Annotated in this window: 28 protein-coding genes, 1 tRNA gene and 1 pseudogene; 5 read left to right on the forward strand and 25 right to left on the reverse strand. The window is 34.6% G+C overall.

The genetic code is table 11. The features are described from left to right. Window positions 1-13: 13 nt before the first annotated feature. Entirely contained in the window at window positions 14-589 is a 576-nt protein-coding gene (locus ACQKTA_RS11090; RefSeq protein WP_427814753.1) for a DUF4352 domain-containing protein, read from the reverse strand. Between the two features lie 169 nt (window positions 590-758). After that, a complete protein-coding gene (locus tag ACQKTA_RS11095) occupies window positions 759-947 on the reverse strand; it encodes a hypothetical protein (RefSeq protein ID WP_427814754.1) in 189 nt (62 codons plus the stop codon). 908 nt (window positions 948-1,855) lie between these two features. Here ACQKTA_RS11095 and ACQKTA_RS11100 point away from each other — a divergent pair. Continuing rightward, window positions 1,856-2,110 (forward strand): DUF5960 family protein, encoded by a 255-nt coding sequence (locus ACQKTA_RS11100; protein WP_407857352.1) that lies wholly within the window; start codon window positions 1,856-1,858, stop codon window positions 2,108-2,110. 386 nt (window positions 2,111-2,496) lie between these two features. On the opposite strand, the gene ACQKTA_RS11105 is transcribed toward ACQKTA_RS11100, so the two are convergent. Beyond that, window positions 2,497-2,637, reverse strand: coding sequence for a hypothetical protein (locus tag ACQKTA_RS11105; protein WP_427814755.1), 141 nt, complete (start codon window positions 2,635-2,637; stop codon window positions 2,497-2,499). Window positions 2,638-2,903: 266 nt separating this feature from the next. Beyond that, window positions 2,904-3,641, reverse strand: coding sequence for a C39 family peptidase (locus ACQKTA_RS11110; RefSeq protein WP_427814756.1), 738 nt, complete (start codon window positions 3,639-3,641; stop codon window positions 2,904-2,906). A gap of 251 nt (window positions 3,642-3,892) precedes the next feature. Here ACQKTA_RS11110 and ACQKTA_RS11115 point away from each other — a divergent pair, with 251 nt between their 5' ends. Next, the gene (locus ACQKTA_RS11115) at window positions 3,893-4,042 is read left to right on the forward strand and encodes a hypothetical protein (protein ID WP_427814757.1); all 150 of its coding nucleotides are present in this window, start codon (window positions 3,893-3,895) and stop codon (window positions 4,040-4,042) included. 126 nt (window positions 4,043-4,168) lie between these two features. Continuing rightward, window positions 4,169-4,723: a GNAT family N-acetyltransferase gene (locus ACQKTA_RS11120; RefSeq protein ID WP_427814758.1), complete on the forward strand. Its 555-nt coding sequence runs from the start codon at window positions 4,169-4,171 to the stop codon at window positions 4,721-4,723. 26 nt (window positions 4,724-4,749) lie between these two features. Here the strand turns inward: ACQKTA_RS11120 and ACQKTA_RS11125 are convergent, their stop codons facing one another. Next, on the reverse strand, window positions 4,750-5,178 hold the full coding sequence (locus tag ACQKTA_RS11125; RefSeq protein WP_407856241.1) for a universal stress protein: 429 nt from the start codon (window positions 5,176-5,178) through the stop codon (window positions 4,750-4,752). A 71-nt stretch (window positions 5,179-5,249) separates the two neighbouring features. Next, window positions 5,250-5,681, reverse strand: coding sequence for a universal stress protein (locus ACQKTA_RS11130; RefSeq protein ID WP_427814759.1), 432 nt, complete (start codon window positions 5,679-5,681; stop codon window positions 5,250-5,252). Window positions 5,682-6,190: 509 nt separating this feature from the next. Between ACQKTA_RS11130 and ACQKTA_RS11135 the strand changes: the two genes are divergently transcribed. Beyond that, window positions 6,191-6,397, forward strand: a complete 207-nt coding sequence (locus ACQKTA_RS11135; RefSeq protein WP_407856243.1) for a DUF378 domain-containing protein — start codon at window positions 6,191-6,193, stop codon at window positions 6,395-6,397. Window positions 6,398-6,471: 74 nt separating this feature from the next. Here the strand turns inward: ACQKTA_RS11135 and ACQKTA_RS11140 are convergent, their stop codons facing one another. The 7 genes and pseudogenes from ACQKTA_RS11140 to ACQKTA_RS11170 all read right to left on the reverse strand — a co-directional run bounded on the left by ACQKTA_RS11140 (window position 6,472) and on the right by ACQKTA_RS11170 (window position 13,518). Further along, the gene (locus ACQKTA_RS11140) at window positions 6,472-8,316 is read right to left on the reverse strand and encodes an LPXTG cell wall anchor domain-containing protein (protein WP_427814760.1); all 1,845 of its coding nucleotides are present in this window, start codon (window positions 8,314-8,316) and stop codon (window positions 6,472-6,474) included. A 496-nt stretch (window positions 8,317-8,812) separates the two neighbouring features. Next, on the reverse strand, window positions 8,813-9,007 hold the full coding sequence (locus ACQKTA_RS11145) for a hypothetical protein (protein ID WP_427814761.1): 195 nt from the start codon (window positions 9,005-9,007) through the stop codon (window positions 8,813-8,815). Window positions 9,008-9,086: 79 nt separating this feature from the next. Continuing rightward, window positions 9,087-9,524, reverse strand: a complete 438-nt coding sequence (locus tag ACQKTA_RS11150; protein WP_427814762.1) for a GNAT family N-acetyltransferase — start codon at window positions 9,522-9,524, stop codon at window positions 9,087-9,089. 303 nt (window positions 9,525-9,827) lie between these two features. Beyond that, a pseudogene (locus tag ACQKTA_RS11155) lies at window positions 9,828-10,171 on the reverse strand (ribonuclease G). Between the two features lie 571 nt (window positions 10,172-10,742). Further along, window positions 10,743-10,839 (reverse strand) — tRNA-Sec (locus ACQKTA_RS11160). Window positions 10,840-10,979: 140 nt separating this feature from the next. Continuing rightward, window positions 10,980-11,333, reverse strand: coding sequence for a DUF1622 domain-containing protein (locus tag ACQKTA_RS11165; RefSeq protein ID WP_427814763.1), 354 nt, complete (start codon window positions 11,331-11,333; stop codon window positions 10,980-10,982). 118 nt (window positions 11,334-11,451) lie between these two features. After that, window positions 11,452-13,518 carry an LTA synthase family protein gene (locus tag ACQKTA_RS11170; protein ID WP_427814764.1) on the reverse strand — a complete coding sequence of 689 codons (2,067 nt, stop codon included), beginning with the start codon at window positions 13,516-13,518 and terminating at the stop codon, window positions 11,452-11,454. Between the two features lie 383 nt (window positions 13,519-13,901). Between ACQKTA_RS11170 and ACQKTA_RS11175 the strand changes: the two genes are divergently transcribed. Continuing rightward, window positions 13,902-14,426 carry a type 1 glutamine amidotransferase domain-containing protein gene (locus ACQKTA_RS11175; RefSeq protein WP_427814765.1) on the forward strand — a complete coding sequence of 175 codons (525 nt, stop codon included), beginning with the start codon at window positions 13,902-13,904 and terminating at the stop codon, window positions 14,424-14,426. 43 nt (window positions 14,427-14,469) lie between these two features. Here the strand turns inward: ACQKTA_RS11175 and ACQKTA_RS11180 are convergent, their stop codons facing one another. The 12 genes from ACQKTA_RS11180 to ACQKTA_RS11235 form a co-directional block, all read right to left on the reverse strand. Further along, window positions 14,470-14,928: a MarR family winged helix-turn-helix transcriptional regulator gene (locus tag ACQKTA_RS11180; RefSeq protein WP_427814766.1), complete on the reverse strand. Its 459-nt coding sequence runs from the start codon at window positions 14,926-14,928 to the stop codon at window positions 14,470-14,472. Between the two features lie 11 nt (window positions 14,929-14,939). After that, window positions 14,940-15,350 (reverse strand): organic hydroperoxide resistance protein, encoded by a 411-nt coding sequence (locus ACQKTA_RS11185; protein ID WP_427814767.1) that lies wholly within the window; start codon window positions 15,348-15,350, stop codon window positions 14,940-14,942. Window positions 15,351-15,491: 141 nt separating this feature from the next. After that, window positions 15,492-17,294: an FtsX-like permease family protein gene (locus ACQKTA_RS11190; RefSeq protein WP_427814768.1), complete on the reverse strand. Its 1,803-nt coding sequence runs from the start codon at window positions 17,292-17,294 to the stop codon at window positions 15,492-15,494. A gap of 12 nt (window positions 17,295-17,306) precedes the next feature. Continuing rightward, a complete protein-coding gene (locus tag ACQKTA_RS11195) occupies window positions 17,307-18,059 on the reverse strand; it encodes an ABC transporter ATP-binding protein (RefSeq protein ID WP_427814769.1) in 753 nt (250 codons plus the stop codon). A 62-nt stretch (window positions 18,060-18,121) separates the two neighbouring features. Beyond that, window positions 18,122-18,493, reverse strand: coding sequence for a YxeA family protein (locus tag ACQKTA_RS11200; RefSeq protein WP_332654350.1), 372 nt, complete (start codon window positions 18,491-18,493; stop codon window positions 18,122-18,124). 168 nt (window positions 18,494-18,661) lie between these two features. Beyond that, the gene (selA, locus tag ACQKTA_RS11205; RefSeq protein WP_427814770.1) at window positions 18,662-20,035 is read right to left on the reverse strand and encodes an L-seryl-tRNA(Sec) selenium transferase; all 1,374 of its coding nucleotides are present in this window, start codon (window positions 20,033-20,035) and stop codon (window positions 18,662-18,664) included. A 15-nt stretch (window positions 20,036-20,050) separates the two neighbouring features. Next, window positions 20,051-21,175 (reverse strand): aminotransferase class V-fold PLP-dependent enzyme, encoded by a 1,125-nt coding sequence (locus ACQKTA_RS11210; RefSeq protein ID WP_427814771.1) that lies wholly within the window; start codon window positions 21,173-21,175, stop codon window positions 20,051-20,053. A 23-nt stretch (window positions 21,176-21,198) separates the two neighbouring features. After that, entirely contained in the window at window positions 21,199-23,091 is a 1,893-nt protein-coding gene (gene selB, locus ACQKTA_RS11215; protein ID WP_427814772.1) for a selenocysteine-specific translation elongation factor, read from the reverse strand. 61 nt (window positions 23,092-23,152) lie between these two features. Next, window positions 23,153-23,419, reverse strand: coding sequence for a DUF3343 domain-containing protein (locus ACQKTA_RS11220; RefSeq protein WP_427814773.1), 267 nt, complete (start codon window positions 23,417-23,419; stop codon window positions 23,153-23,155). A gap of 13 nt (window positions 23,420-23,432) precedes the next feature. Next, complete coding sequence (gene yedF, locus ACQKTA_RS11225; RefSeq protein ID WP_427814774.1) at window positions 23,433-24,032, reverse strand: sulfurtransferase-like selenium metabolism protein YedF; 600 nt, start codon at window positions 24,030-24,032, stop codon at window positions 23,433-23,435. A gap of 30 nt (window positions 24,033-24,062) precedes the next feature. Continuing rightward, window positions 24,063-25,085: a selenide, water dikinase SelD gene (gene selD, locus ACQKTA_RS11230; RefSeq protein WP_427814775.1), complete on the reverse strand. Its 1,023-nt coding sequence runs from the start codon at window positions 25,083-25,085 to the stop codon at window positions 24,063-24,065. 284 nt (window positions 25,086-25,369) lie between these two features. Next, a complete protein-coding gene (locus tag ACQKTA_RS11235) occupies window positions 25,370-26,248 on the reverse strand; it encodes a TSUP family transporter (protein ID WP_407857539.1) in 879 nt (292 codons plus the stop codon). Between the last annotated feature and the right edge of the window lie 9 nt (window positions 26,249-26,257).

Genomic DNA, 26,257 nt, shown 5'->3' on the forward strand with positions numbered 1-26,257 from the left:
GTGGGGCAACGAATTAGTAGCTTCCGGTCCAAGAAGCGTCGGCGAAATACACTTCATAATTAGGCGGCGTATCATTTTTAACATCAAAATACGCAACACCAGTAGCTGATTTACCAGGTTGGATTGTATCTGAATAAAAATCTCTAGAGTTCAATTCAGCTTTCATGTTTTGACCATCATAGAAATCCAGTTGATGAGCTGTAACTTCGAAAGGGCTATCTCCAAGATTCGTAACAGTAAAGTTAACTTTTGCATAGTAGCCATTTTCAGGGACATAATAGTCTCCGTCACCCATATCTTTTTCAACAGAATCGATTTTGACATCGATCATATCACCAGACTCGCTAGTAAAGGGTTGACTTTGACCGATAGATGCAGCAACTTTAGAACTTGAACTCTTGTCACTAACGTCCTCAGAATCGGGTTCGTATGCTTCTTCTGCAGCAACTTGTTGTTTTGCTTCTTCAAACTCGTCGTCTATATTATAAGATGATGAACTTTCTTCTGTTTCTGCTTCGTTTGAGGTTGAACAGCCTGCGATAAACGCAACGACAAATAAGCATGATAGAGCACCAATTATCTTTTTCATGATTTCCCCTTCTTTCAATTAGTAAGTGTATTACTATCATATCATCTTCAAAGACAATTGTTCAATTCGTAACAATAAGATAGTGGTTTACTTAATTCTTCATACAGTACTATTTAAAACCAATAAAATCCGGTTCTCCCTTTGTTAAGCCAAAACCTATTGCTAACCCTTAATCTTCATTAGTTTCATCAGTAAATATTTTTGCTTCCGAGATATTTTGAGTAAAAATGATTTCTTCTTTTACTTTTTTAGTCACACTTAGCTCATAACGTTTAAAAAACAGTCTAACCATACGCAATACATACTTTAACAATATCTTTCTTTTTTCTTCTTCGTACTCGTCCACTTGCTTATTCAATTTTTTTGAAGTCGGTACTCAGCTTTATTTCTACGTGTTCTATATTCTTTCAGTTCAATATTATTTTTTTCTGATAGTGTTTGGTCTGTAATCGAAATCCTCACCATGTGGCTGTCATGTTCAGGGGTATAGTGTGTTTGTGGTCTGAATCCAAATATTTCTCTGATAGCAAAATGATATGCTCTTTGCTAGTGACGAATAATGCTTTAAAAAAAGATTTTTGCCATTCTTTTCTCGTATTCATTCAGTTCGTTTCTATATTCCATAAATCCCGCCCATTTTACCAAGTATATTTTTACGTTCGGATGAATTACTGGGTAATTCATTACAACACCTCCGCCATTATTTCAATATCAAAGTATAAATTATTGCTAACTCAATTCGTTCTTCTGGTGGTTCATAGCCAAATTTGATTGCATAGTTCTTTTCTTATTATCTAATGAATTCCCAAAAAAGACCGCTCTTCCCATTTGGAAGTAGTGGTCTTTTTACTAACTATCAAGATGATTTTCATATCGTCCTAAAATTATGAATCGTTTAGTGATAATTTCTACTATTTTATGTGATTTTATCCTATAGACTTTAACTTTAGTTTATTTTTAAATCCTGACATTTCCCAGCTATTTACAAGCTCTTCTTAATAAGCTACCATTCCAAATAAAAGAAATTATTAACGGAAGTTATTTATCTAATTAAGAAGGATTATTTTATGCGAAAATTTTACGACTGGCTTTATCAACAACCAAAACATATTATCTATCGACTCATGATTGTTTTTTGCTTACTTTTCTGGATAGCTGTCTATTTGATTTTCAGGTAAGAATATATCTAGCGAGCCCTTTCGAAAATCATACTTACAAACTTTACTTTTCGAACAAATGTTCGTATAATGACTTTGAGGTGATTTTATGACAATGATTAGTTCAGATTCAGTAGAATTTTTTTACCGTACTTATGACTCATTAGTAATTGATTCTTATCCAGTGGCTTTATTACTTAATCAAATAACAACAAAAATGGATGATGAGAACCGTGATTATTTCGTTATTCCTGCGCATATGACTGGTCGACAGAAAGATATTTATTTTCAATTTGAACGTATGAATGATGAACTTATTTTTAAAGGAATACATACAAAACGTAAGAACTCTGAAGTTTCCTAATCTAAAAAAATTTACGGATATAGGAATTTTTTTATCTTACTTAATACTGCTTAAAATATCTCAACAGGATTCTATTAATTCTTAGACTCTAAAACAGTACCTAATTTGTACTGTTTTAGAGTTTATAAAAAGCACCTTGCCTTAAGGTGCTTCCAAAAAAGAATAAAATAGTTTTTTCTATGTGCTTTAATTTAGCAGTCTAAAAATGGCAGATGCAAAATTTGATACTTTTTTCACAAATGTTTCTAAAAAAATTAAACTTTCATATATTCTAATTCTATCCCTTGGTCATCTTCTTTCATTGCTACTTGATAAGTGGTCATAAGCGTGTTAATTGTTTTTGGATCTAAGGCCAATTTCATAAATGTCGGCATATCAATTTTCTCTTACAAGTTATTATTATCAACTTTTTGCCCTTTAGATACTACTTGCATCATCTTAGCAAATCCACCTGTAAGGGAAATATTTTTCTTTTCACAGCGAACAGCGTCTCTCAATTCAACAGGGTTTGCAACAACATTTTTCATCTCCATCACCTCTTCTTTTTTTTGATGATATCATACAAAATAAATTTTTTCAATTATTTTGTGAAAAAAACACAATTTTGCTGTTTAATTTTTCGATCAAATAGACTAGCACTGTAGTATTAAGTAAACCGATAGTCCATCAATTTTTTTCTACTACAGTTGCATTGTTTCACTATTTCCATATTCGCTATTTTACACTTTGATGTATAAATAAGGCCAGATGATTATCAAACAAAAAACCACTACTATAAAGAAGTGGTTTAGACTTATTCTTGTTTTTCTAAATAAAGTGATTGTTGATCCATTTGCTCATAGATCTCTTTTAAATCTGACCAAGAAATTGCTCTATTTTTATATCCATATGGATCATTCACATAGACAATTTCTTTTTCACGATCAAATCTTGTTATTACTGCAGCATGGATTAAAGGCGTGACGTACATCTCTCCTTGGTCTGTATTCCATAGCATAAAATCATTATTTGTCGGTACCTGAAATTCAACCGTTGCAACGATCCAAACAGGAATACCTTGAGCAACTATATCTATGATATCGTTAAATGGAGCTTTTTCTTTAGTGATAACATCGTATTCTTCTGCAACATACTCTTTTGACAAATCAGCGATAGGTTCCACTGCTACCCCCATGGCTTCGTCACCACCAGTTATATCTCCTACAAACCCCAGATGAGGATTCCCATGATTTCCTGATTCGGTGCATAGGGGTTGATAAGCGACCTTATTTGCTAATTCGTTTTTATTAGTGTCATAACCGTAAAATTGTAACAACATTGAAAGTGCCGTCACTTCACAGCCGTTTTCTAATGCATCGTCATCAAATTGATTTTCTAAAGGAACATCTAAAATAACACTATTTTTTTCTTGTTGTGTTCCTTGTTTTGTTTCAAATGATTTTAAAACTGGGGATTCCTTATTAGAAAAATAGAATCCGCCACCAATAACTGCTATAACTATTAATGGTATTCCAATTGCTACTTTTTTCAAACCTTCACCTCGTCTATTATAACTATCCTTAATTATACGGATAAGTTAATGAAACGAAGAGAATAAAGCTCAAATAAAACTATAATTTTAAACTATTTTAACCGTTTTAATAACTAGATTTATTATTAATATTTTATAACGATTGCAAACTTTTTATTAGCATTAATCCTTGTTTAGTGTTATATTTATAAATGGAATTTCGTTATCAACGTGATAGTTGCCTTTCGCAGCAAAAAGAGAGGAGAATGATTATGACATTCTATAACACAGATTTGCAATACCGCGTTACTTTAGATACTGATTTGAACCTTTTCATCGTTTTCGATAAAAAGAATACAAATAACGTAGCAACTGGTGTAACGATTGAACAAGCGGTGCATGAATTGCAAAAAAATATCTAGGAGTGAATACTCAATGGAAGATGCGTATTTGCGTTGAAAGCACCTACTGTAAATAAACGGTAGGTGTCTTTTTTTGACTAATTTTCGATCCATTGATATGCTTTTTCAAATAAGGAGGAGTGAACGATGAACGTTACTTTTACTCATATGGTTGATGCAGATATCTCACTAGTTTTCCCTCAACTATCTGCAGCTGAAGAATTATTTTCATTAATAGACTCTGACCGACAACGTATTTCACAGTTTTTGGATCTGGATCACACAAAAACATGGCAAGATGAACGTGAATTTATCAAAACTAAATTAATTGGTTACGCTGAAGGAACAGATTTCTTGCTTTTTATGGCATTCAATCAGCAGCTCTGTGGTTGTATCGACATTCATAATATTGATACAAAAGCTGGTAAAGGTGAAATTGGTTATTGGATCCATTCTTCTTTTTCTGGCCGAGGAATTGTTTCAAAAAGTGTTCGTGCGATTAGTACGATTGCATTCAATGAATTAGCTTTGAATAAATTAAAAATTATTGTTGATTTGGAAAATACAGCAAGTAATCGAGTTGCCCAAAGCAGTGGTTATTTCTTAACAAGTGTTGAGCGATCAGATATGCGATTGCGAGAAAATTTACGTGATATGAACCACTACACCCTTTTAAAAGAAGATCTAACAAAAAAGAGCTGACGATTAATTTCGTCTAGCTCCTTTTTTTATCTGACCACCATGACATTACATGGAGCATGATTAACAATATATCCCGAAGTAGAACCAACTAATAGACGTTGAAAGCGGCCTTTACCAGTTGCGCCTACATAAATCAAATCGATATCATATTGTTTAGGTAATTCCTCTGTTAATGCCTTCTTAGGGTTTCCGATATACTGAATGATTTCCATGTCGTTATAGCGACCACGGGCTTTTAATCCTTCAAGATATTCTTTAGCTTCTTGAGATTCTTCAGCTAAAATGTCTTCCATTGGTTGAGCACTTCTCACTAATAAACTAGAATCATCAATGACATGGACTAAATACAATGTTGCTTCATTCCTTCGTGCTGCTCCGATTGCTTCAAAAAAAGCATCTTCTGATTGACTAGAGCCATCCACTGCTACCATTATATGTTTGTATCTACTAATCATTTTATCAATCTCCTTAAAATAAATTTTTGTATTATGCGATTATCTGCTTATCGGGAGTTGTTAATTATTTATCACCGAATGACAGTTACACTGCATGGAGCCTCATTGACTACGTATGCTGCTGTTGAACCGATCTGAGTTAACTGGATCTCGCCTTTTCCCGTAGCACCTAGAAAAATCATTTCGATCTCTTGATCTTTTGCAAACTCGACAATTTTGCTACGTGGATCTCCTAGTTCAATAAATGGTTCAATCTTTTCAAGATCTTTCAAGGACGCATCATGGATCTTTTTTAGTAACTCTTTTTCAACTTGTTCTTTTTCTTCTGAGTAAATTTTACTAAATGAAAATGCACTAGTTGAAAGTTCTTTATCATTGATGACTGTCAAAATGTTCAACTTAGCCCCAGAGTATTTTGCGACTTCAATTGCTTCACTAAATGCTCGTTCCGAATGACTTGAACCATCTACGGCAACTAAAATATTCTTATATTCTCCCATCATTGTAACCGCCTCCTTCATTTAAATTATAGAAGATATTCAGTAAACTGTGAAACGATAACTATCACGAAAAGCATTGCTTTATAATTAAACATTTATTGAATTAAAATATAAATGCTCAAAATACACATTTATATATTTGGTTTATGAGCATTATTCTTGTATCTATTTTGACAATCCGGTATGGTAATTATAGCTCATTTGTTTATCCGAGTTCCTTCCCAGGACTCTGGCCGTCGTTGCCCTACGACGGCTTTTCTTTTGCTCTAAGCATAAAGATTGCATGTGCCCTCATTTATGATTATAGTATTCCTTGGGTACAAACCCATCCTTTATAGAATTTGTTTTTTCACTTGCAGACCGTTATGTGTGAACGGTCTTTTTTTATACTCTTTTTGAATACTTTACAAAACTACTATAAAACGACACGTGAATAACATCATAAGCGTATCAATAGGTCTCATCAACCAATTATGATAGGGTTAGAAGAATCAGAAAGGAGGATGAACCACATGAAATACCTTGATATTATTGCACTTGTGTTGCTAATTATCGGTGGAATCAATTGGTTGCTGATCGGTCTTTTTGAATATGATCTTGTTGCTGCTATCTCAGGCGGAAGTACAGCTATCTTAGCTAAAATTATATATATTGTTGTTGGATTATGTGCTTTATATTGTTTGAAGTTTATCCCCGCAATTGCAAATAGAACTGAATAACTACTTAAAGACCTCTAGGTAAACTAGAGGTCTTTTTTACTTAATTGATCTGATTCTTTAGTATCATGTATATATTAATGTTTTCTTGTTTTTGTCCGAGTAGATTTAATCAAACCTAGTGAAACAAATAATGTCATAACAAGCCCTACGATTGAAGTAACTACGTTATTTTCCATACCTGTTTTAGGTAAACTATTACTATTATATTTTTCTACTCTGCTTAATTGTTTTGCTTCAGGTTTTGTACTAGAATTTTCTACGTTTTTAGATACTGGATTTGAAATTGCACTTAAATTTTTATTTGCTTGATTTGATTCAGCTTGACCCAGACTTAAAACTTCTTTGCCTTTATTTGATAGAGCTTTTTTGTCATTATCATTTTGATTATCTTGTTCTTTGTTATCTTGGTTATCTTGTTCTTTGTTATCTGTTTCAGGTAATTTTTTTGGATCAGTTTGATCTTTAGGATCATCAATGCCACGGCTATCTGGATCGCCTGTACCACCAATTACTTTCAAGCCTGCAATCGCTGCTGTTAAATCTTTTTCTGCTTGATCGATATCTGCTTGTGTCATATTACCATCTGAATTGGTCATTACATGTTTGGCTTGGTTCATTGCTTTTTTGAAGGCTGTGTTTGTTTCTTCAGTATAAGGTGCTTTGAATTGAACTCGATTACCTTCCATGATGGCTTTATTCAACGCTGTGAAATCTAATTCTTTTGTAGGTGTTTGTACATCTGGGTCACCTGTACCACCGATTACTTTCAAGCCTGCGATCGCTGCTGTCAAACCTTTTTCTGCTTGATCGATATCTGCTTGTGTCATATTACCTTTTGAATTAGTCATTACATGTTTGGCTTGGTTCATTGCTTTTTTGAAGGCTGCGTTTGTTTCTTCTGTATAAGGTGCTTTGAATTGAACTCGATTACCTTCCATGATGGCTTTATTTAACGCTGTGAAATCCAATTGTTTTTCTGGTGTACTTGGTTGTTGCTCACTACCTGGAACAGTTAGTCCTGCTGTTGCGCTTACCAAGGCCTGTGTGATTTGATCGACTTGCGCTTGCGATAATGACATATTTCCTTTAGCTGCTTTTGCATTGTTAAAGGCTTGATTATATGCATTTACTGAAGTAGCTGTATAGGTTCCAGCATATAATTTTTGTGCGCCTGCGTACATTGCTGCATTTAATGCTGTGTAATCCAATTGTTTTTCTGGTGTACTTGGTTGTTGTTGTTCACTGCCTGGAGCAGTTAGCCCTGCTGTTGCGCTTACCAAGGCCTGTGTGATTTGATCGACTTGCGCTTGCGATAATGACATATTTCCTTTAGCTGCTTTTGCATTGTTAAAGGCTTGATTATATGCATTTACTGAAGTAGCTGTATAGGTTCCAGCATATAATTTTTGTGCGCCTGCGTACATTGCTGCATTTAATGCTGTGTAATCCAATTGTTTTTCTGGTGTACTTGGTTGTTGTTCACTGTCTGGAGCAGTTAGTCCTGCTATTGCAGCCGAATTAGCGTCAGATGATTGTTCTACCATTTGAGGTGTTTGGTTTTGGTTATTAGTAGTAGAAGTAGCTGTTTCTGCAGTTATTACTTGTTGATTATTTGATTGGTTTTGATCAGTTGAATTTTCGACTGTTGATGTTTGATTGTTAGCAACACCATTATTAGTAGCTGCTGAATTAGTAGCATCGGCAGTAGGTGCAGCCGTTTCAGCTACTGATTTAGTAGAGATAGAGACATGATCCAGTGTATTTGTATTTTCTAAAGACAGTACAGATGAAGTATTGGTTAAAGATAAAATAGAGGCTGACATTAATGTTAATCCTGCGATACCCATTACTTTAACTGGTTTAGTTAATTTATCATTTTTTTCTTTAATTAATTTCCCCTGTGTTCTACGCGATTCCATTTAAAAACTCCCTTTCAATTAACAGCTAATTATAGCTTTGTAGCTTTAATGAAAAGTATAAAGTACTTATCTCACAAAGAATCTTAATATTGTTAAAATGTTATTTTTTATGGTAATTTTTAATCAAAAAAAAAATACATTTGTATATACCTAATTATACATACATATTTTTTAAAAACTATTTTTTTATCACAATATTATTTTTTAAAATTTTATCATCTGCTCTAACTACTATTAATACTTATTTTATGCAGATATACGAATTACATGATTTGTTTTTTTATGTACAATTAAAATTCTGTTTTATATAGAAATATAACTTTAATAACTTATGGTTAATTTGATAACGATTAGAAACATTCTTTTTTAAACTCATAAAAATATCTTTTATGTTCCTGCCTATTAGTATCTCTTGCGTAAAAAGGTCATTTATAACCCACCGAACGTTATATACTTCGAATTAGCACCTAACAAAAAACCACTCGATTGAGTGGTTTTAATCTCTATTTTTTTCATTTTCTATGTCATAGGGTTCATAATCTTCTTGTTTACCAAAAACATCAGCATTTAGATCCATTCCTGTTTTTGCCATATCCAAGGTATTCGTTTCAATATTTTCTAGGCGCTGATTCACATACTCGTCTTTTGTAATGACTTTTCCAGTTTTTTTATGTTTAAAAAAATTATGCATGATATTCACCTCTTCAATTTAATACTATAACTATACCTTGCCTCGGACTTTTTTTAAAATATTTGAATTAGCAAATTCATCACTGAGTGATTTTATAAATCAAATTTAGATAATTATCGTTTTTATTATCAAAAGTGACCTCATCAAGAACCTTCCATCCTCTCTTTAAATAAAAAGCCAGCCCTAACTGGTTTTTGGATAAGCATTTTAAGGTCATTTGATGGTTTAGTCTTTTTTTGGCTTCCTCTAAAAGAAGCGATCCAATCCCTGAGCCCTGTTTACTAGGATCCACAAATAAACAATGAATAAAAGAATCTTCTAGATAAATGGAAATAAAACCCACAACTTTAGTATACTCTACAGCAACTAAAACACTTTCTCCTAACGTATCATTATCAAAATCAGTTAATTTAAATCCAGTTGAATCTAACCAATAAAAAGCTTCCTTTCGGCTGATGAGGTATAAGTCTCTTAATTCGTTTTGCTGAGATTCTTGCATATCTTTTACCGTAATCAAAAATGTTTCCTCCTTGCTATTTCCATTACATTCGCATCTTATATTTATTTTTTTGGTCATTTACGCTATTTTTTTAACGAATATAGACCAATACTATTTTTAGCTAGGATATCATTTAACATAAAATAATCCTAGGTATACAATAATTATCGAGCTAGTTCCTTTCCTTTTTTTAAACAAACATGACATGGCAACATAAACTTTCATTCTAGCTCATTGACAGTCGTTTTCTACGACTGTCTTTTTTCGTTTATACTAAATAGGCTCAATAAAAAAAGACCACTATCAAGTGGTCGATCAAAATTAATTATACAAATAGCTAGTACTAATATAAACGAGTACCGGTAACAAAAACAGAAAAATAATTATAGCTATAATAGATAAAATAATTGAAACGATTCCCGCACGATTCCATGTCTGCTGAACCGCTAAAATGTCTCAACATCTTCATAGTTCCCTTTTTGCCAAGCCCATTCATTTCCTTTAAACCCACAAACGAAAATCCAAAAAATATTAAATACTGGAATCAAACATAATAACGGCAGATAGGTTTTATTCCCAAATCCCCACGTGATATTATACATAAATGCTCCCCAATTCCACCCTTTGATTGCTTGAGGTATTTCATCACCATATTGCTCGTTCATTAAAACTCCTCCTTTATAAGAACAACTCCATCATAACAAAATAGATTCTACAAAAAAAGTACTATCAACAGTTTATATTATTTAACCGTTAATAAAACTTCATTAAAACCAAAAAAATACTTATTTATACTATTTTATTTACGAATTTAGCTTAAAAATAATTTTTCGGTGTTTTTTATTTCACAAATAAATTTTTTAGTTTTATACTATCCACTGAGTTAGTTCCTTTCCTTTGTTTAACGAATATGTCATTGTCATTAACACTTTCACGTTCTAACTCATTGACAACTGTTTAAAAACAGTTGTCTTTTTTTGCTTAAAATTTCCTCTTCAGTTTTATTTAAGCTTCGACAACTATAGTAGCTATAGTTAATCAAACAAATTTTCTATCTATTATTTTCTGTGGATGAACTTGGTGTTTCTGCTTAACGATGAAACTTAAAACAATCGTTTGTTTCATTACATTTAAGCTGCAGGTTCGATTCCTGTCTTCCACGTTAAATTTTTAAAAAAAATAAATGAAACGATAAAAAAGTCAACTACCAAAGATAGCTGACTGTTAGATCCATATTGGCGGGAATGTGTGAGAATCGAACTCACCCAAGAAGCTCTTAACTCCTCATACTGGTTTTGAAGACCAGAGGGCACACCAGAACCCATCCACTCCCGAAGCAAGATAATCATACCACGGATTTAAAAGGGTATCAATAACAAATAAATAAATAAAAAGAAATAAAATTCCCGACGCACAGGAATTCTTTCCTTTTTAAATTACTAGTAGCAAAATTATAGACCGTTTTTTTACTATTTATTGTCCTTCTGAAAATTCGCTGATTTCTTTGTTTAAAAAGTAAGAAATCACTGTTCGGATAATGACGATCAAAGCTAATTTAATAATGTCTTGAAATGTAGGTTTAATGATTGATTCAATGATATCTGCTACGATCAAAAATTCTAAACTCAATAAGATATAACTTCCTAAATAGGCTTTGATAAATTTATTTCGTGTCAAAACAAATGGAAATTTATTTTTAGTTTTTGCTTGGACCAGTTTTATAAACGACGCAATTGCTCCAAATACAATGATGCCAATCGATAATACATCTAAGATTAAAACAAATGGATGAACAATATTCTGGATAACACTATCAAAATCAACCATAATTCTCCTACCTTTTACGTTACTTTTAACTTTATTCTAAGCCGAATAAGTTATCCAAGCAACTAATTATCCTTTTTATAAAAAAAACAAGGAGCCCTTGATAACGGCTCCTTGCTTTTTACTTGATCGATGGATAAAGGTCGGCAGTTGTTTTATTTCCATTTTTAGAAAATACACTGGTCGACTTATTCCCTTTGGCTTTTTCGATTGCCTCGTTTTTCTTATCCAAGTTTTTGTATTCAAAGTCTTTTGGATCAATCGGTGAAAATCCTTCTGGTGTATAGAATCGCAATAGATTTTCTTGATTCAATTTATCCGACAAGCTCAATGCTTCTTTCACTTGTTTTTGTTTCTGGTTGATATCCGAGGTGATACCTAATTCATTCGTATCAACAACTTCACCTGTTTTATTGTCATAGGTTTGACCGCCTAGTTCCGTGTAATTTGGTGTCACGAAATCACCATTCCTAAAGGCTACTGTCTGATCATGTTGTGAGGAGAATAAATCTGTCCCAAATTGAATATATTTCGAGCTATCAACCCCTACCAAATGAAGCAACGTTGGCAAGACATCGATTTCACCGCCGTATTGATGTTGGATTCCTCCTTGAGTATAACCTGGAATATGGAACATCAATGGGACACGTTGCATTTGAGCATCATCAAATTTACTCCATGTTGATGGATCTTTGCCTAAGGCTTTCGCTAAATCTTTATTATTGCTATCTGAAATACCAAAATGGTCTCCATAGATCATAAAGATCGAATTTTGATAAATACCAGATGCTTTAAGATAATCAAAGAATTCACGTAAAGATTCGTCTAAATAGTGAGCCGTTCGTACATAATCATCAACCGTGCTGTCTCCTGTATTCAATGATGGAAAATTGAAATTCTTATCATCTGTTAAATACGGCGTATGGTTTGTTACGGTTAAGAATTTTGCATAAAAAGGTTGTTGCAAATGTTCTAAATGTCCGACAGACTCTTTCAATAAATCTTTATCTAAAATACCGTAGCCTAAACTTTCATCTGAAGAGTTAAAGTATGAACGGTCAAAGAAATTTTGATAGCCTAGGTTCTTATACACGTGGTCTCGATTCCAGAAACTACCGACATTCCCATGGAAAACAGCGCTTGTATAGCCTGACTGCTGATTTAAAATAGCAGGTGCCGCTTGGAAAGTATTATCCGATCCAAGTTGTGTAAACAATGAACCTTGCGATAACCCAAAGGTGCTCGTCTCTAACATGTTTTCAGCATCACTGGTTTTACCTTGTCCGACTTCATGGAAGAAATTATCAAAAGCCAATGTTTGCTGACTATCATTTTCTAAACTATTTAAAAATGGTGTGACTTCTTGACCATCCACTTTCATATTGATCAAAAATTGTTGGAAACTTTCTAAATGGATCACAATAATATTTTTGCCTTTAGCGATCCCATATTTACTTGAATCCGGTGTTGCATAGTGGCTCTTGGTGTATTTCAATACATCCGTCAACCCATTACTAGAGGCGTGAGCACGCACACTATTGGTTTGTTCTGTTTTGATCCCATCATAGATCGTAAAAGCATCCAATCCTAAATATTTTACAATATACGAACGGTCAAACGTCCGTTGTAATAATTGAGGACGATTGGCTTCACTCAATGATAAGTTCACAGAAAATATCAACGCTGATAAACAACTGATTGCCACCGCAAAAGATTTGCGAACCGGTTTACTGATAATCTCTTTTCGTTTCACAAAAATGTAGATCAAAATACCTAAGAAAACGAGAATATCGATCCAATATAAAACATCATGGACTTTCATTAAGGCAAATGAACTCCCAGAAATTCCTTGAGAGACTTTTGAAAATCCTAAAACTGATTTTATCGTGACAAAGTCAGTAAACTCACGATAAAAAATCACATTGAGATACAAGATCAAGGTGTTGAAAAGATCTAACAGAAATAATGTGATCAGTGCTGGTTTGATCTTTTTGATATACAGGAATACTCCGAAAATCAATAACGTTGTCGCAATTGGATTGATCCATAAAATGAAATACTGGATAGATCCTTGTACACCCAATGAAAAATCGGTGTAGTAGGCGAAAATCGTTTTTGCCCAGAATAGTACGCTGACTACCATTAAGATGACCCAACGGTTGGTAAAAGCTTGCTTTATCCGGTTCATCCGGAACACTTCTTTCTCTATTAAATTGTCCGTTTCTACTATAACAGATTTCAAAAAATATGCATTTTTATTTAGTAAAAAAATACTATTTTTTAAAAAATTAAAAATTATTATAGATAACCTTTAAAAGTTAACGATAAGTCCGCTATTTTGCTAGTTTTGTAAAAATAAATGAAAATTTTCTGAGACATAAAAAATTCACATTCTTAATATTTATCCATAAAATAACATATTTCAATTAATACTTTAATTTAATCATCTTACTGATTTTAAATTTTCAAATACTTATTCTTGGAAGTACCTACTCTTTTAGTAAGCGGATATTTTTATCTTTCCACTAGTTTCTGTTATGGTAAATTTATCAAGAAAAAGGAGGAGTCATCTTGCGTTTAGAAAACAAAAAGGTTATTGCATTGGTTGATCATGACTTTGAAGACTTAGAACTTTGGTATCCTGTTCATCGTGTTAGAGAAGAAGGGGCTCAAGTTGATTTAGTTGGAGCTGAGGCACATAAAACCTATATTGGGAAGTATGGCGTTCCAGCGGAATCTGATTATGCTTTCAGCGACATCGATGTTGCTGAATATGATGCTATTCTTGTACCAGGTGGATGGGCACCTGACAAATTACGTCGCTTTCCTGAGGTCATCTCATTTGTACAGAAGATGGATCAAGCAGAAAAAGTTATCGGCCAAATTTGCCATGCCGGATGGGTGTTAATTTCTGCAGACATTCTTAAAGGGAAAAAAGTTACTAGTACCCCAGGTATCAAAGATGATATGACTAATGCTGGAGCTACATGGATCGACACGCCCGTCGTAACCGATGTACATATTGTTTCTAGTCGACGCCCACCTGATCTTCCTGATTATATGCGTGAATTTATTGCCGTTTTAGAGAAAAAATAGCAAAACAAAAAGCCCAAAAGAATCATAATTCTTTTGGGCTTTTTTAGTTATTAGAAATACCAGCAATGAATTTTGTAGTTAAACGTTGCAGTATCAATAATTCTTCCTCAGAAAGCGGAAGAAACTCATGAATTTGATTTGGAATAGTTTTGGCTTGTTCTTTTAACCTCTGTCCACTATTTGTTAAACAAATAGTCAACAATCGACCATCTGCTTGATCATGTATTCGTTGAATGAATTCTTTTGTTTCTAGTTTTTTTAATACCGGCGTCAACGTACCCGAATCCAAGCATAATTTCTTCCCTAATTCAGTTACCGATAATCCATCCGTTTCCCAAAGGACTAACATGACTAAGTATTGCGTATACGTTAGATTCAAAGGATCCAATAACTGTTTGTAATGTTTCGTTATTTCTTTTGAAGCGGCATACATTGGAAAGCATAATTGATTTTCTAATAGTAACGCCTCATTCTCATGAGCTGAATCTAGTGGTTCCTTCATCACTCTAAAAACTACGCTTCAACTGCTTTGATTGTTACTTCGATATTGCCTGCTGTAGCTTTTGAATACGGGCAAACAGTATGAGCAATTTCTAGTAATTCTTGTGTTTCTTCTACCGATAATCCTTCGATAGAACCTTCGATTTCAACACCTAAAACAAAGTTTAATTCACTTTCAGCATATAAAGAAACTTGTGCACTGACAGTCGCTGCGCCTTCAATTCCTTTATTTTGCTTAACAAGATCTAAGGCACTATTAAAACATGCGCTATAACCAGCTGCAAAAAGTTGTTCCGGATTCGTTGCGTTTTCTACCCGTTTACCCGGTGCAGCAATATTTAATTCAAATGAATGATCAGGACTATGAACTTCTCCAGAACGGCCACCAGTATTAATGATTTTTGTTGAATACATTTTTTTCATATCGCTATCACTCCATCTTATAAATTTTGTACAAATAAATTGTACGCAATCTTTTTCTTTTATTCAATTAATCTGCTTGCTTCAAATCGCAGGAATAAAAAAAGCTGAAGCAAAAGACTTTCGACTTTTGCTTCAACCTCTCTAAGCTGTTTTTTTCATCACGATTCCAGTATAGATCCAGACAGTCAATCCATAGTAAATCAAGTAAAGGACTAAGAAAATCAAAAATGGCAACCATAAATTATTGTACGGTTCGCTAAGTAAACTTTTAAACATCTGTAATCCAAACAATACATGGAGCATTCCTAATAATCCTGGGACTAAAAATAAAACTCCGATTTCCTTGCGAATAGAAGCTAATAAAAGTTGCCGTCTCGCTCCGATTTTTTCCAACATAGCATAGCGTTGGATATCACTTTTAGCTCCTGATAAAATCTTAAACATCAAACAGCTGGCCAACATTGTTAAAAAGGCAATTCCTAAGAAGAAGCCCATGAATTCAAAACCAGAAAATAGCGCATTGTAAGTATCATATATCACGATTTTTTGCGAGAATCCACCCTTGTTTTGACCGAGTGTCGGATTGTTTTTGACGTTTTCATCAACTAACTGCGACAGCACTGTTTTATCCTTCATAAAATCAGCTACGTGAATTACGCGTAATTCTGTCGGTACTGCGTTCAATGCTGAAAACTCTGAATGACTTAAAAATTGATGCTGTTTCGCACTTTGCTCTGGAAGCTCCAAGTTACGCAGCTCATCCAGTGCCGTTACATTATCCTTCAGTGTTTTACCATCGTAATAAACTTTTTTAGTCGTATAACTAGCAACAAATTTTTTCGCTTCTAGCGGATGCTGATCAAATTGTGATTGATCATAATAAATCGTATCTTGATTTTCTTTTTGTGTATAGATTACATCTGAAGTAGAATCAAGCGATTTAAGTTTAGAAGTATCAATTTTTTGCGCATTGTTCAAAATTAAATCATAGGTAGATGTCACATTCGTCATCTTAGGTATCTCATTATGAAAACCTAATCCTACGGTAATTGCACCTAAAGCTAAAGCAAAAAGCATCGCGACCATCGAGAGAATCTTTGTATAGTCTTGAATCCGGAAACTTAGTTGCGACAAGGTAAAGTTATTCAACCCTTTTAACGCAATACTGTCACGATTTTTTAACAGATTCAAACCAAAAATTAGGACGGAGTGAAAAACAAAGTAAGTTCCCAAAACAATGGTAATTAAAGCAATCACTAATGCTAAAAAGGCTAGCTTCATCACTTGAGTCATCATGTAATAACCAATTGCTAGAAAAACAAGCCCAGCGATTACTTCGAAAACCAACGTAACTGTTTTACGAATTGCCGGTGTCGGCGTTTCACTTGCTCGTAATAAATTTAGAATCGGCTTTTTAACGATCGTCATAGCATTCACTAACGCTGCTAATAAAAATATAATCATAAAGAATACGATAGTAAATAGGATTCCTTTTGTACTAACTGCTGCAAAATGAGTGATTTTAAGGGCCAATTGTTTCACTAATAATTGTTGGACAATACTGCTTAAACCGATCCCTACAGCAATTCCGACAATCGTAGCTCCAATGCCTACTACAAAAGTCTCGATAAAAACCATTTGAGCAATTTTGCGACCTTTTGCACCCAACATCATGAACATTGCATAATCCTTTTGACGCATCGACATCAAAAAGGAATTCGCATATAAAATGTACACAAACGTGATGATCGATAATAGTACAGTACCTAAATGAAAAATCAATACGACGGATGAAACTAAAGAATTACTTTTCAAAAAAGCTTCATTGGTCGCTAATCCCTCAAACATATAAAAAATCCCCGAAGCCATGACTAAACCTGAAAATAATACGATATAATCTCTTAAACGACCTTTTATTCCAGTAAGCGATAATTTTAAAAGCATCAAAAATTCCTCCTACTGTTCCAAATTGCCAAGAATACTTAGAATCTGACGATAAAAAGCTTCTTGCGTTTGGGCTTCACGATTAAGTTCTTGGTAAATGACACCATCTTTGATAAAAAGAATACGACGACAATAACTAGCCGAAAACGGATCATGGGTGACTAACAAAATCGACACTTGGTCCTTTTGATTCAGTTCTTCCATTGTATCTAACAAATCACGGGCACTATTAGAATCCAATGCCCCAGTCGGTTCGTCACCCAATAAAATCGTCGGTTGAGTAACCAATGCTCGTGCAGCAGCCACTCGTTGTTTTTGCCCTCCAGAAATTTGTGCTGGATAGCTGTTTAATATTCCATCAATCGATAGTCGCTTGGCAACTTCCGCAACTCGTTTCTGTGTCTCTTTTCCTTTAATACCTTGTAAAGATAAAGGTACTGCGATATTTTCAGCCGCTGTCAAATTTTCTAACAAATTAAAATCTTGAAAAATGAATCCAATTTCTTTGCTGCGAAAATCAGCTAACTGATTCCCTGACAATTTTGTGACATCTGCTTGATTGATCGCTATCTCACCAGCTGTTGGTTTATCTAAGGTCGCTAATAAATTCAATAATGTTGATTTACCCGAGCCAGATGCACCCATGATACCCACGAATTCACCTTTTTCTACTTCGAATGAAATTCCCTTCAAAGCTTCTGTTTTCTTTTGATTTCCTTTACCGTATGTCTTCTTAACATTATTGACTGAGACAATTTTTTCCATTATTACACCTCATATTCCAAACTCTTTTTAAAACCATTCAATTAACGATTTGGTCTTTATAGCTAATTTTTCGAACTTATACCTAATTTTTCAGCAGCTTTTTCAGGAACTTTCTTTTTCTGGACTTCTTCATAAGAAGTCACTCCTTTTTTCTTATTCCATGTAATTTTTAAAAAAGCTTCTTTTCGTAAAGGTCGATCTTTAGCAGCTGAAAAATCTAATTGTTTTTCATCGCCCTTTTTATCGTAGCCCGGTAATGAGTATTTATAATCAACATATTGATTGCCGCTATCATCTTTATTGACGATTCGCTCGCCATTGGTCGTGACTTGAACGTAATATTCATCGCCACTTGAAACGACTTTCTGTGCTATTTGTAAGCCTACAAAGGCAAGAACGATTAAACTAACTAAACCAATCAAAAATTTTTTCATGAGTCATTGCTCCTCTTCTAATTTCTTTCCATACTATACAAGTTTATTTGAATTTTCACCATATTTTGAAGATAGAATCATCTAACAAAATTGTCATTTCATAAAAAAAGAGCCAGCTTCAACATCATCGTTGAAACTAGCTCATATGATTGAATCAAATTTTTTTATTTAAAAAATTTCTATCAAGCTTGTTTGGATCATTGAAAATTCTGCTTCATCAATTGTTCTTACATCAAGTAAATTACAATCATTTTTAATCCGGCTGATAATTGGTATCTTTGCCATTCGTAGTTTTACTTGTAAATGATCGGCTGAATATTTTTTACTTGTTAAAGAAACAGTCATTGTCGGCAGTACATGTTCAGGATAAGACCCCCCACCAATTTTACTATGGTCTTTTTCAATCGTTACGTTCAAATCAGGAATTGCACTTAACATATCCGCTAATTTTTTAGCTTTTGTTAAACATTCTTGTTCAGTTAAACTGATCATTTGTAATGTCGGAATAGCTTCCAATGCTACTTTTTCATCTAAATACAAAGCGAAGGTTGCTTCTAGTGCGCTTAACGTCATTTTATCAATTCGTAAAGCTCGTAAAAGTTGGTTCTGCTTCATTTTCTCGATATATTCTTTTTTTCCAACGATAATACCAGCTTGTGGCCCACCTAGTAACTTATCTCCGCTAAACGTGACCACATCACACCCTTGTTCCAAAACTTCTTTGATTGTTGGCTCATAAGGCAGGCCAAAAGACCGCATGTCTAAAAACAAACCACTCCCTAAATCATTGATCAGCGGCAATTTTTGGCTATGAGCTAACTTAGCTAGCTCGCTTATTTCAGGTGTTTCAGTAAATCCAATAATTCGGTAGTTGCTGGTATGGACTTTTAAAACAGCTCCGGTTTCATCAGTCAATGCACGTTCATAATCAGTTAGATGGGTTTTATTCGTTGTTCCTACTTCTACGATTGTTCCTCCGCTAGAAGTAATGACATCAGGAATACGAAAAGCACCACCGATCTCTACCAATTCACCGCGTGAAACCAATACTTCTTTATTTTGGGTCAATGTGCTTAAAACTAGTAGCACAGCCGCCGCGTTGTTGTTCACTACTAGTACATCTTCAGCGCCTGTGAGTTTCTTGATGATCGAGACTAGATGGCTATAACGCGATCCGCGCTTACCTGTGGCTAAATCAAATTCTAAATTTGAATAATGAAAACTAGTTTCCATTACTTGCTGCTGGACTTGAGAACTCAATGATGATCGTCCTAGATTGGTATGAATGACTGTTCCAGTCGCATTTATTACTCGACGTAAAGAAAACTGATTTTCCTGCAATTTTTTTTCAATTCTTGTGATGATTTCGGTATCCGTCTCTAGTACCGTTTTTGTTCCCGAAAGAACTTCTTGACGAATCTCAGTCAATACTTTTTGTGTTATTTCTTTAGCTATGCCGTGTGGATATTCCGGATTTATTTTCTTCAATAGTACATCAACGGACGGTAATTTCGATAAAATAGTTTGAATCGTTTGAGTCATAAGTCTCCTACTTTCTTAGCGAGACGCTAGATTTTTTAGTGCTGTTAATACATGATCGACTTCTTTTTTCGTAGTAAAACAAGAAAAGGAAATTCGAACAGTTCCTCGGTCTGCGGTGTTTAACGCTTCATGCATCAAGGGGGCACAATGATACCCGGGACGAGTAGCAATTTTAAATTCTTCCCAAAGTAGATCACTGACAATGGCCGATTCCGCACCTCGAAGATTGATTGAAAAAACATCGACTCGCGGAGCTGAAAAGTCACCATAAGTAGTTAATCCGGTAATTTTTTTAGCTTCTTGATAAAAATATTCTCCTAAATTAGAATTACTATCTTTTGATTTCAGCCACTCGACGCTAGCAGCTAAACCTGCTAACCCGGGAATATTTAATGTTCCGGCTTCTAGCAATGTCGGTAATACTTGCGGTTGTACTTTTGAAAAAGACTGCATGCCATCGCCGCCCGTCAAAACAGGTTCTATAGGTACATCTTTTTTTATACACACGCCGCCCGTTCCCTGTGGTCCATACAATGACTTATGTCCAGTAAAACAAAGTGCCGAAATTTTTCCATCACTAAGATCAATCGGTACTGCCCCAGCAGTTTGTGAAGCATCGATAATCAGAAAAAGATTATGCTGCACACAAAATGCTTTTATTCTAGCTAGATCCAATAGATTTCCTGTGACATTACTCGCGTGGTTGCAGATAACCACCTTCGTTGTTGGACGTAATTTTCGTAAAAATTCATCGTAATTCAATCGTCCACTGATCGGTTCGCTCGAGATAATATCTAACAATACACCTTGAGCTTCCAATTGATACAATGGCCGCAATACTGAGTTATGCTCCCAAGAGGTCGTGATCACGTGATCACCTGGATGGATCATCCCTTTTAAGACTTCATTCAGTGCAACAGTCGCATTATTTGTAAATGCAACTTCGTACTGTTCACTGGCCTGAAAAAGGTCTTTGATCTGATTTCTAGCATTTTCAACCACATGATAGCTAGCCAGAGAGTAGCCATGAGCACCACGAGAGGAATTTCCATAATCACCTTGAAGAATTTTTTTTATTGATTCACTGACTACTGCGGGTTTTTGCGCAGTTGTTGCGGCATTATCCATATAAATACTCATGCGTCCCCTTCACCTCTTTATATCTATTGTTTAAAATAATTTCCTAAAACACGATAATTTTCTACCCGCTTGGTTATTTCTTGCTTATCCATGTACTCTAGGATCAACATTGAGGACTTGCGGCTTGAATCTGTCAAATCTCGAAAATCCCCTAACGTCATTTGACCTTTTTCAACGATTTGTTTATTGACTAATTCAACAGCTTGGTCAAAGATTTTTTTCAACAATACATATTCATGCGTCAAAAAAACCACTGTTTCGCTATTCAAAGCTTCTAAGACTTCTTCAGCATTTTTATCTAAGTGGATTAACTCTTCTTTTTTTACTGGCGTATAACCATTTTTAGCTAAGACAGTTTCGATTTTTTCTTTGGCTGCTTTTTGATACTGATTAAAAGTTACTTCAAAATCTATCAAGGCTAGCCGATCATTACTTTCTTTGAGCTTTTCTTTTTTCATTAATTCCAGATATGTAGCAATTTCTTTTTCTGCCAAAGAGCGGCGCATCCGTGAACGAAATTCTTCTACTGGCATCCCATAGCGTAGACGATATTGTTTATGATAAGCAGTTAAAATTTCAATCCCTTGATCGGCTAATTTTTGAAAACTCGTTTGGGCTAAGTACCCGGTCTTAGTTTCTAAAATGCGTTTTTCTGCAATCATTTCACTTAATACAGGTTTGAGTTCTTCCGGATCTGTCCCAAGGTATTCTGCCAATTCTTTCAAATTAGTGAAAGGTTGTTTTTTATTCGTCATAAAATCATTGATCAATTCATCCAAACTACCATCTTCTTTTGCTTTTAAACTTTCTAATATTTCTACTTTAAAACGACGGTGTTTATGCGGTGCCGCATCTAAGACCTCACCTCCGGCAATCGTCTGCATAGGTGAATACGCTCGTAAAATGAAACGATCACGATCTTTCACTGCTACTTGCTCTTCTAGTCGTAATTGTAGAAAACCTTCTTCTCCAGGTGCAATCCAGTCAATTCCTAGTGGAACCGTTCGTGCCATCACTTCTCTAGTGCCTATTAGTAAACGAACCCGATCCCATAACCCGATTCCGTTGGTTACTTCGGGCAAACAGGTCACTTTAACATCCAACATCCACGTATCAGATAATTTTTCAGATGTTGTTAAAACATCACCTCGCTGGATTTCATCCTTTGAAATATTTGCTAAATTCAAAGCTGTCCGCTGTCCGGGCTGAGCATTTGAGACATCCATTTCATGAACTTGGATATTTCTTACTCGCGTTTTCTTTTGGCTAGGATACAGGTAAAGATCTTCACCTGTATGAATTTCTCCATCGAGCAAAGTCCCCGTAACAACGGTCCCAAACCCCTTTACACTGAATACACGATCAACATTCAAGCGAGCTGCGCCATTTTTTGATCTTTCGGTCGCTATTTCAGAATGTTCTTGAATTTTATTAATCAGAATTTGGATTCCTGTACCTGTGACGGCATCCGTTTCGATCAAGTCAGCTTTAGCTAATGGCGTTTCACTTAATTGTTCACGAATATCTTCTACGACTAACTCTTTTAGTTCCGGATCAACTGTATCTACTTTAGTTAAAACAATCAAAAAGTCCCGAATGCCTAATAGTGACAGAATATCAATGTGTTCTTTTGTTTGTGGCATGATTCCTTCCGCCGCATCAATCACCAATAAAACAAGGTTAATTCCGGGCAACCCAGCAACCATATTCTTAATGAATTTTTCATGTCCCGGGACGTCTACGATTCCTACTCGTTTATCATTTGGTAGATCCAAATAAGCAAAACCTAAATTAATCGACATCCCTCTTTTTTTCTCTTCTGAAGTCGTATCTGTTTCAATCCCTGTCATGGCTTTGATCAGCGTTGTTTTTCCATGATCAATATGCCCAGCGGTTCCAATTACAATATTAGCCATCTATTAATCCCTTCGTTCGTATAATCTTTCTTGCCTTACAATAATGTTTCTCATACAACTATTAGTGAGCTTCTAGTAATTCATAGTTTATTTTTAAGCCAGTCTGATTCGCGTGATAAAAGCCTTCTGAAATGATCGCTAATTGATCCAACAGTTCTCTCAGTTGTGCTTCTTCCGATAACGAATATTTCAAAGAAAAGCCACAACTAGCATGAATCTTTTCCGGAGTAGAAATGATTCGCACAGCCAGTTGGGCTTTTTTTGCAATTTCTTCTGCTTTCATCGCTTCTCGTGTCGAATAGAATAAGGCAACACCGTATGTTTGCATCAAAATTGCTCCTTTATGGTTTTATGATTCTTGACGCTTCACGCATCATTTCTACTATTCTATACATATTAGTTACTTCACCAATTGCCGGTGTCAGTTCATAAAAGTTCAAGCAAGCACCACAAGAGTAGATTTCAACGCCTTGATCTGCTAAAGCTATTAAGTCTTCCAATAAATCTGATGCATTGATTACTGACTGTACACCACCATTATAAAAAATAACTTTACTCGGTAAGACATCTTGTTCTGTTAATGAATAAATAAACCCTTTCAATAAATTCTTTCCTAGTTCGTCAGAACCTCTTCCCATCACATTCGTATCGATCACCACGATATATTCATCAGTAACAACATCTTCTGTAGGAGTTATTGCAGTTTCCATTGCCTCATCTGTTAATTCAGTATTTGCTTTAGAGATTACAACAGCATATTTGTTTTCCGCTTGTTGCTGCATTTGATAAATATACCCAAGTTGCTCAGCCATTTTTTTCAAATTTTGAGTCGCGATTTCATTATCTACAAGCGTTTCAACAACCGCATGTTCACGTAGTGCCTTTTTTGTTTCGATTACTGGTAAAGGACACGCTTTACCTAATGCATCAATTTTAAACATTTTTTCACTCCTTCGTCATGTGTCATACCCTTAATTTACGATCAATTCTTTTATTTGTTTTTCTACAACAACGCCAAAATCTTTTGCCGGAATATCTACTACTTGTAACGCTTTCACTATTGCAGAAGCTTCATCTGCAGGAACACTCACTAAGAGCCCGCCCGATGTTTGTGGATCAAATAAAAGCTCTTCAATTCCAAAATCATCGATTTTAAAATCGATTTTATCCTGCATGTAATTTCGATTACGTTGTCCACCTGCCGTCAAAATAAATTCTTTTGCTCCTTGATAGGCTTCCTCAAAATAAGGCAGTTCTTTAGCATTAATTTCCGCACTGAAATTATTATTCAACATCTCATGCAGATGTCCAGCCAAACCAAAACCAGTGACATCAGTACAACTATTGATTGAATAATGACGAATAATATCCATCGCATATTTATTTAATGTCTCCATGCTCGTGGTCGCTTTCACAAATGCAGCTTCGCTAATTTCTTCTGCACTATAACCAACCGTGATAATACTTACACCCAAAGGTTTCGTCAGTATTAAGTGATCCCCTAATTGACAAGTATTATTTTGATAAATTTTAGTAGGATCGATGGTACCTGTAACTGATAAGCCATATTTGACCGATTGATCGTGAATCGAATGTCCACCAGCTAAAATAGCACCGGCTTCCTGGACTTTTTCAGAACCACCTCGTAAAATTTCTTTTAAAATAGAAAGATCTTTTTCTTCAGGAAAGGCGACAATATTTAATGCTGAAAGAACTTCTCCTCCCATAGCATAAACATCACTTAACGCATTTGCTGCCGCAATTTTACCAAAAAGATATGGATCCGTTACCATTGTTGGGAAAAAGTCTAACGTTTGAATGATTGCTAAATCTTCACGTAATTTAATAACAGCTGCATCATCTGTAGAATCAAAACCCACTAATAAATTTTCATTCGTTGTTTTAGGTAAATCAGCAAGCAGTTCTCCTAGATTACCTGGTCCAATCTTTGCATTACATCCACCACAAACAATTAATTGCTGTGCTGTTTCCATATTGCTCACCATCCTTTACTTCAACCATTATAACAGTAAATTTTTTATTTAACCATGAGAATTTTATTTAAGATAACTTATAAAATAGTACTAATTATTCCTTTAAAAAGGAAAATTCTTTATACTATTATCGTAATAAAAAAAGAAATAGATCTTTAAAAAAATAAATTTTTTATAGCTATTAAATAATCATTAATTTAAATAAAACTCGATTATTGTGAAATTTTAGATTAGTCTCTAATAAAAAAAGACTGCTCACTTTTCTTAAAGTAAGCAGTCTTTTTTTAAGCTTTTACAACTGATCGCATACTCTTACGAATATAAGTGATCCCTGTATAGATAATTACAACAATGATAATGTATGTTAGAAGTTCTAAATCTAATCCTGTTACAAATTTTGCAGCGATAATCACTCCTAAAATACCACCGATTGTGATGGCTAAACTAACTTTACGGGCATAATCTCCCGTCTTCACAAAATTAATACTAGCAATCGGCATCAATCCTGCACAAGAACCCATCATTACTGGGAAAGCAACCAAAGGACTCAGCCCCAGCATGTAAACCATTGCCATACAAGGTGCATACAAACCAACACCTATCGTCATCAATGCACCTAGGAAGAAATTGATCACAACGCCGATAATCAACTTGATTCCTGTTAATGCCGTTGCAGTATTATCTGCACCTAAAATATCAATCCAGCCTTGTTGACGAGCAAACATTAATATCGCTGTAACAATTAATGCCCATCCCATCCAAAGTTGAACTTTTTTTTCCGGTAATCCCGTAACAAACTTCGAACCAATAAAAGCACCAATTGTTGCTGCCCCTACTAAAGAGAACAATGTTATTGGCGATACATCAACTACTTTTGTAAAGATAAATGCTTCAAGTAATACGGGGATTCCGTGCGACACATTTAATGTTCCTGGCAATAAGCGATCGGAACTCAACTGCTTTGTTGCATCTAATGCTAACGTGGTAGGTGCAAAACTTCCGATTCCTAATGTATCTAAGAAGTCTGTAACAAAACCAATAATTCCCGAAATAATCCAATTTCCATGACCTAAATTATTTCTATTTTTAAACAAATCACTACCCATATTGACCGTGTGTAAGACCATCAGTGCAACATAGATTCCTAGCAATATAGTTACCATATTTTTCCT

Source organism: Enterococcus sp. 22-H-5-01 (assembly GCF_050310005.1).
Classification (GTDB): domain Bacteria; phylum Bacillota; class Bacilli; order Lactobacillales; family Enterococcaceae; genus Enterococcus_A; species Enterococcus_A hailinensis.

Coding starts and splice junctions, on each gene's coding strand:
- ACQKTA_RS11090 (WP_427814753.1), bottom strand. CDS start 589: ATGAAAAAGATAATTGGTGCTCTATCATGCTTATTTGTCGTTGCGTTT.
- ACQKTA_RS11100 (WP_407857352.1), top strand. CDS start 1,856: ATGACAATGATTAGTTCAGATTCAGTAGAATTTTTTTACCGTACTTAT.
- ACQKTA_RS11105 (WP_427814755.1), bottom strand. CDS start 2,637: ATGAAAAATGTTGTTGCAAACCCTGTTGAATTGAGAGACGCTGTTCGC.
- ACQKTA_RS11115 (WP_427814757.1), top strand. CDS start 3,893: ATGACATTCTATAACACAGATTTGCAATACCGCGTTACTTTAGATACT.
- ACQKTA_RS11120 (WP_427814758.1), top strand. CDS start 4,169: ATGAACGTTACTTTTACTCATATGGTTGATGCAGATATCTCACTAGTT.
- ACQKTA_RS11125 (WP_407856241.1), bottom strand. CDS start 5,178: ATGATTAGTAGATACAAACATATAATGGTAGCAGTGGATGGCTCTAGT.
- ACQKTA_RS11130 (WP_427814759.1), bottom strand. CDS start 5,681: ATGATGGGAGAATATAAGAATATTTTAGTTGCCGTAGATGGTTCAAGT.
- ACQKTA_RS11135 (WP_407856243.1), top strand. CDS start 6,191: ATGAAATACCTTGATATTATTGCACTTGTGTTGCTAATTATCGGTGGA.
- ACQKTA_RS11140 (WP_427814760.1), bottom strand. CDS start 8,316: ATGGAATCGCGTAGAACACAGGGGAAATTAATTAAAGAAAAAAATGAT.
- ACQKTA_RS11145 (WP_427814761.1), bottom strand. CDS start 9,007: ATGCATAATTTTTTTAAACATAAAAAAACTGGAAAAGTCATTACAAAA.
- ACQKTA_RS11165 (WP_427814763.1), bottom strand. CDS start 11,333: ATGGTTGATTTTGATAGTGTTATCCAGAATATTGTTCATCCATTTGTT.
- ACQKTA_RS11170 (WP_427814764.1), bottom strand. CDS start 13,518: ATGAACCGGATAAAGCAAGCTTTTACCAACCGTTGGGTCATCTTAATG.
- ACQKTA_RS11180 (WP_427814766.1), bottom strand. CDS start 14,928: ATGAAGGAACCACTAGATTCAGCTCATGAGAATGAGGCGTTACTATTA.
- ACQKTA_RS11185 (WP_427814767.1), bottom strand. CDS start 15,350: ATGAAAAAAATGTATTCAACAAAAATCATTAATACTGGTGGCCGTTCT.
- ACQKTA_RS11190 (WP_427814768.1), bottom strand. CDS start 17,294: ATGCTTTTAAAATTATCGCTTACTGGAATAAAAGGTCGTTTAAGAGAT.
- ACQKTA_RS11195 (WP_427814769.1), bottom strand. CDS start 18,059: ATGGAAAAAATTGTCTCAGTCAATAATGTTAAGAAGACATACGGTAAA.
- ACQKTA_RS11200 (WP_332654350.1), bottom strand. CDS start 18,493: ATGAAAAAATTTTTGATTGGTTTAGTTAGTTTAATCGTTCTTGCCTTT.
- selA (WP_427814770.1), bottom strand. CDS start 20,035: ATGACTCAAACGATTCAAACTATTTTATCGAAATTACCGTCCGTTGAT.
- ACQKTA_RS11210 (WP_427814771.1), bottom strand. CDS start 21,175: ATGAGTATTTATATGGATAATGCCGCAACAACTGCGCAAAAACCCGCA.
- selB (WP_427814772.1), bottom strand. CDS start 23,091: ATGGCTAATATTGTAATTGGAACCGCTGGGCATATTGATCATGGAAAA.
- ACQKTA_RS11220 (WP_427814773.1), bottom strand. CDS start 23,419: ATGCAAACATACGGTGTTGCCTTATTCTATTCGACACGAGAAGCGATG.
- yedF (WP_427814774.1), bottom strand. CDS start 24,032: ATGTTTAAAATTGATGCATTAGGTAAAGCGTGTCCTTTACCAGTAATC.
- selD (WP_427814775.1), bottom strand. CDS start 25,085: ATGGAAACAGCACAGCAATTAATTGTTTGTGGTGGATGTAATGCAAAG.
- ACQKTA_RS11235 (WP_407857539.1), bottom strand. CDS start 26,248: ATGGTAACTATATTGCTAGGAATCTATGTTGCACTGATGGTCTTACAC.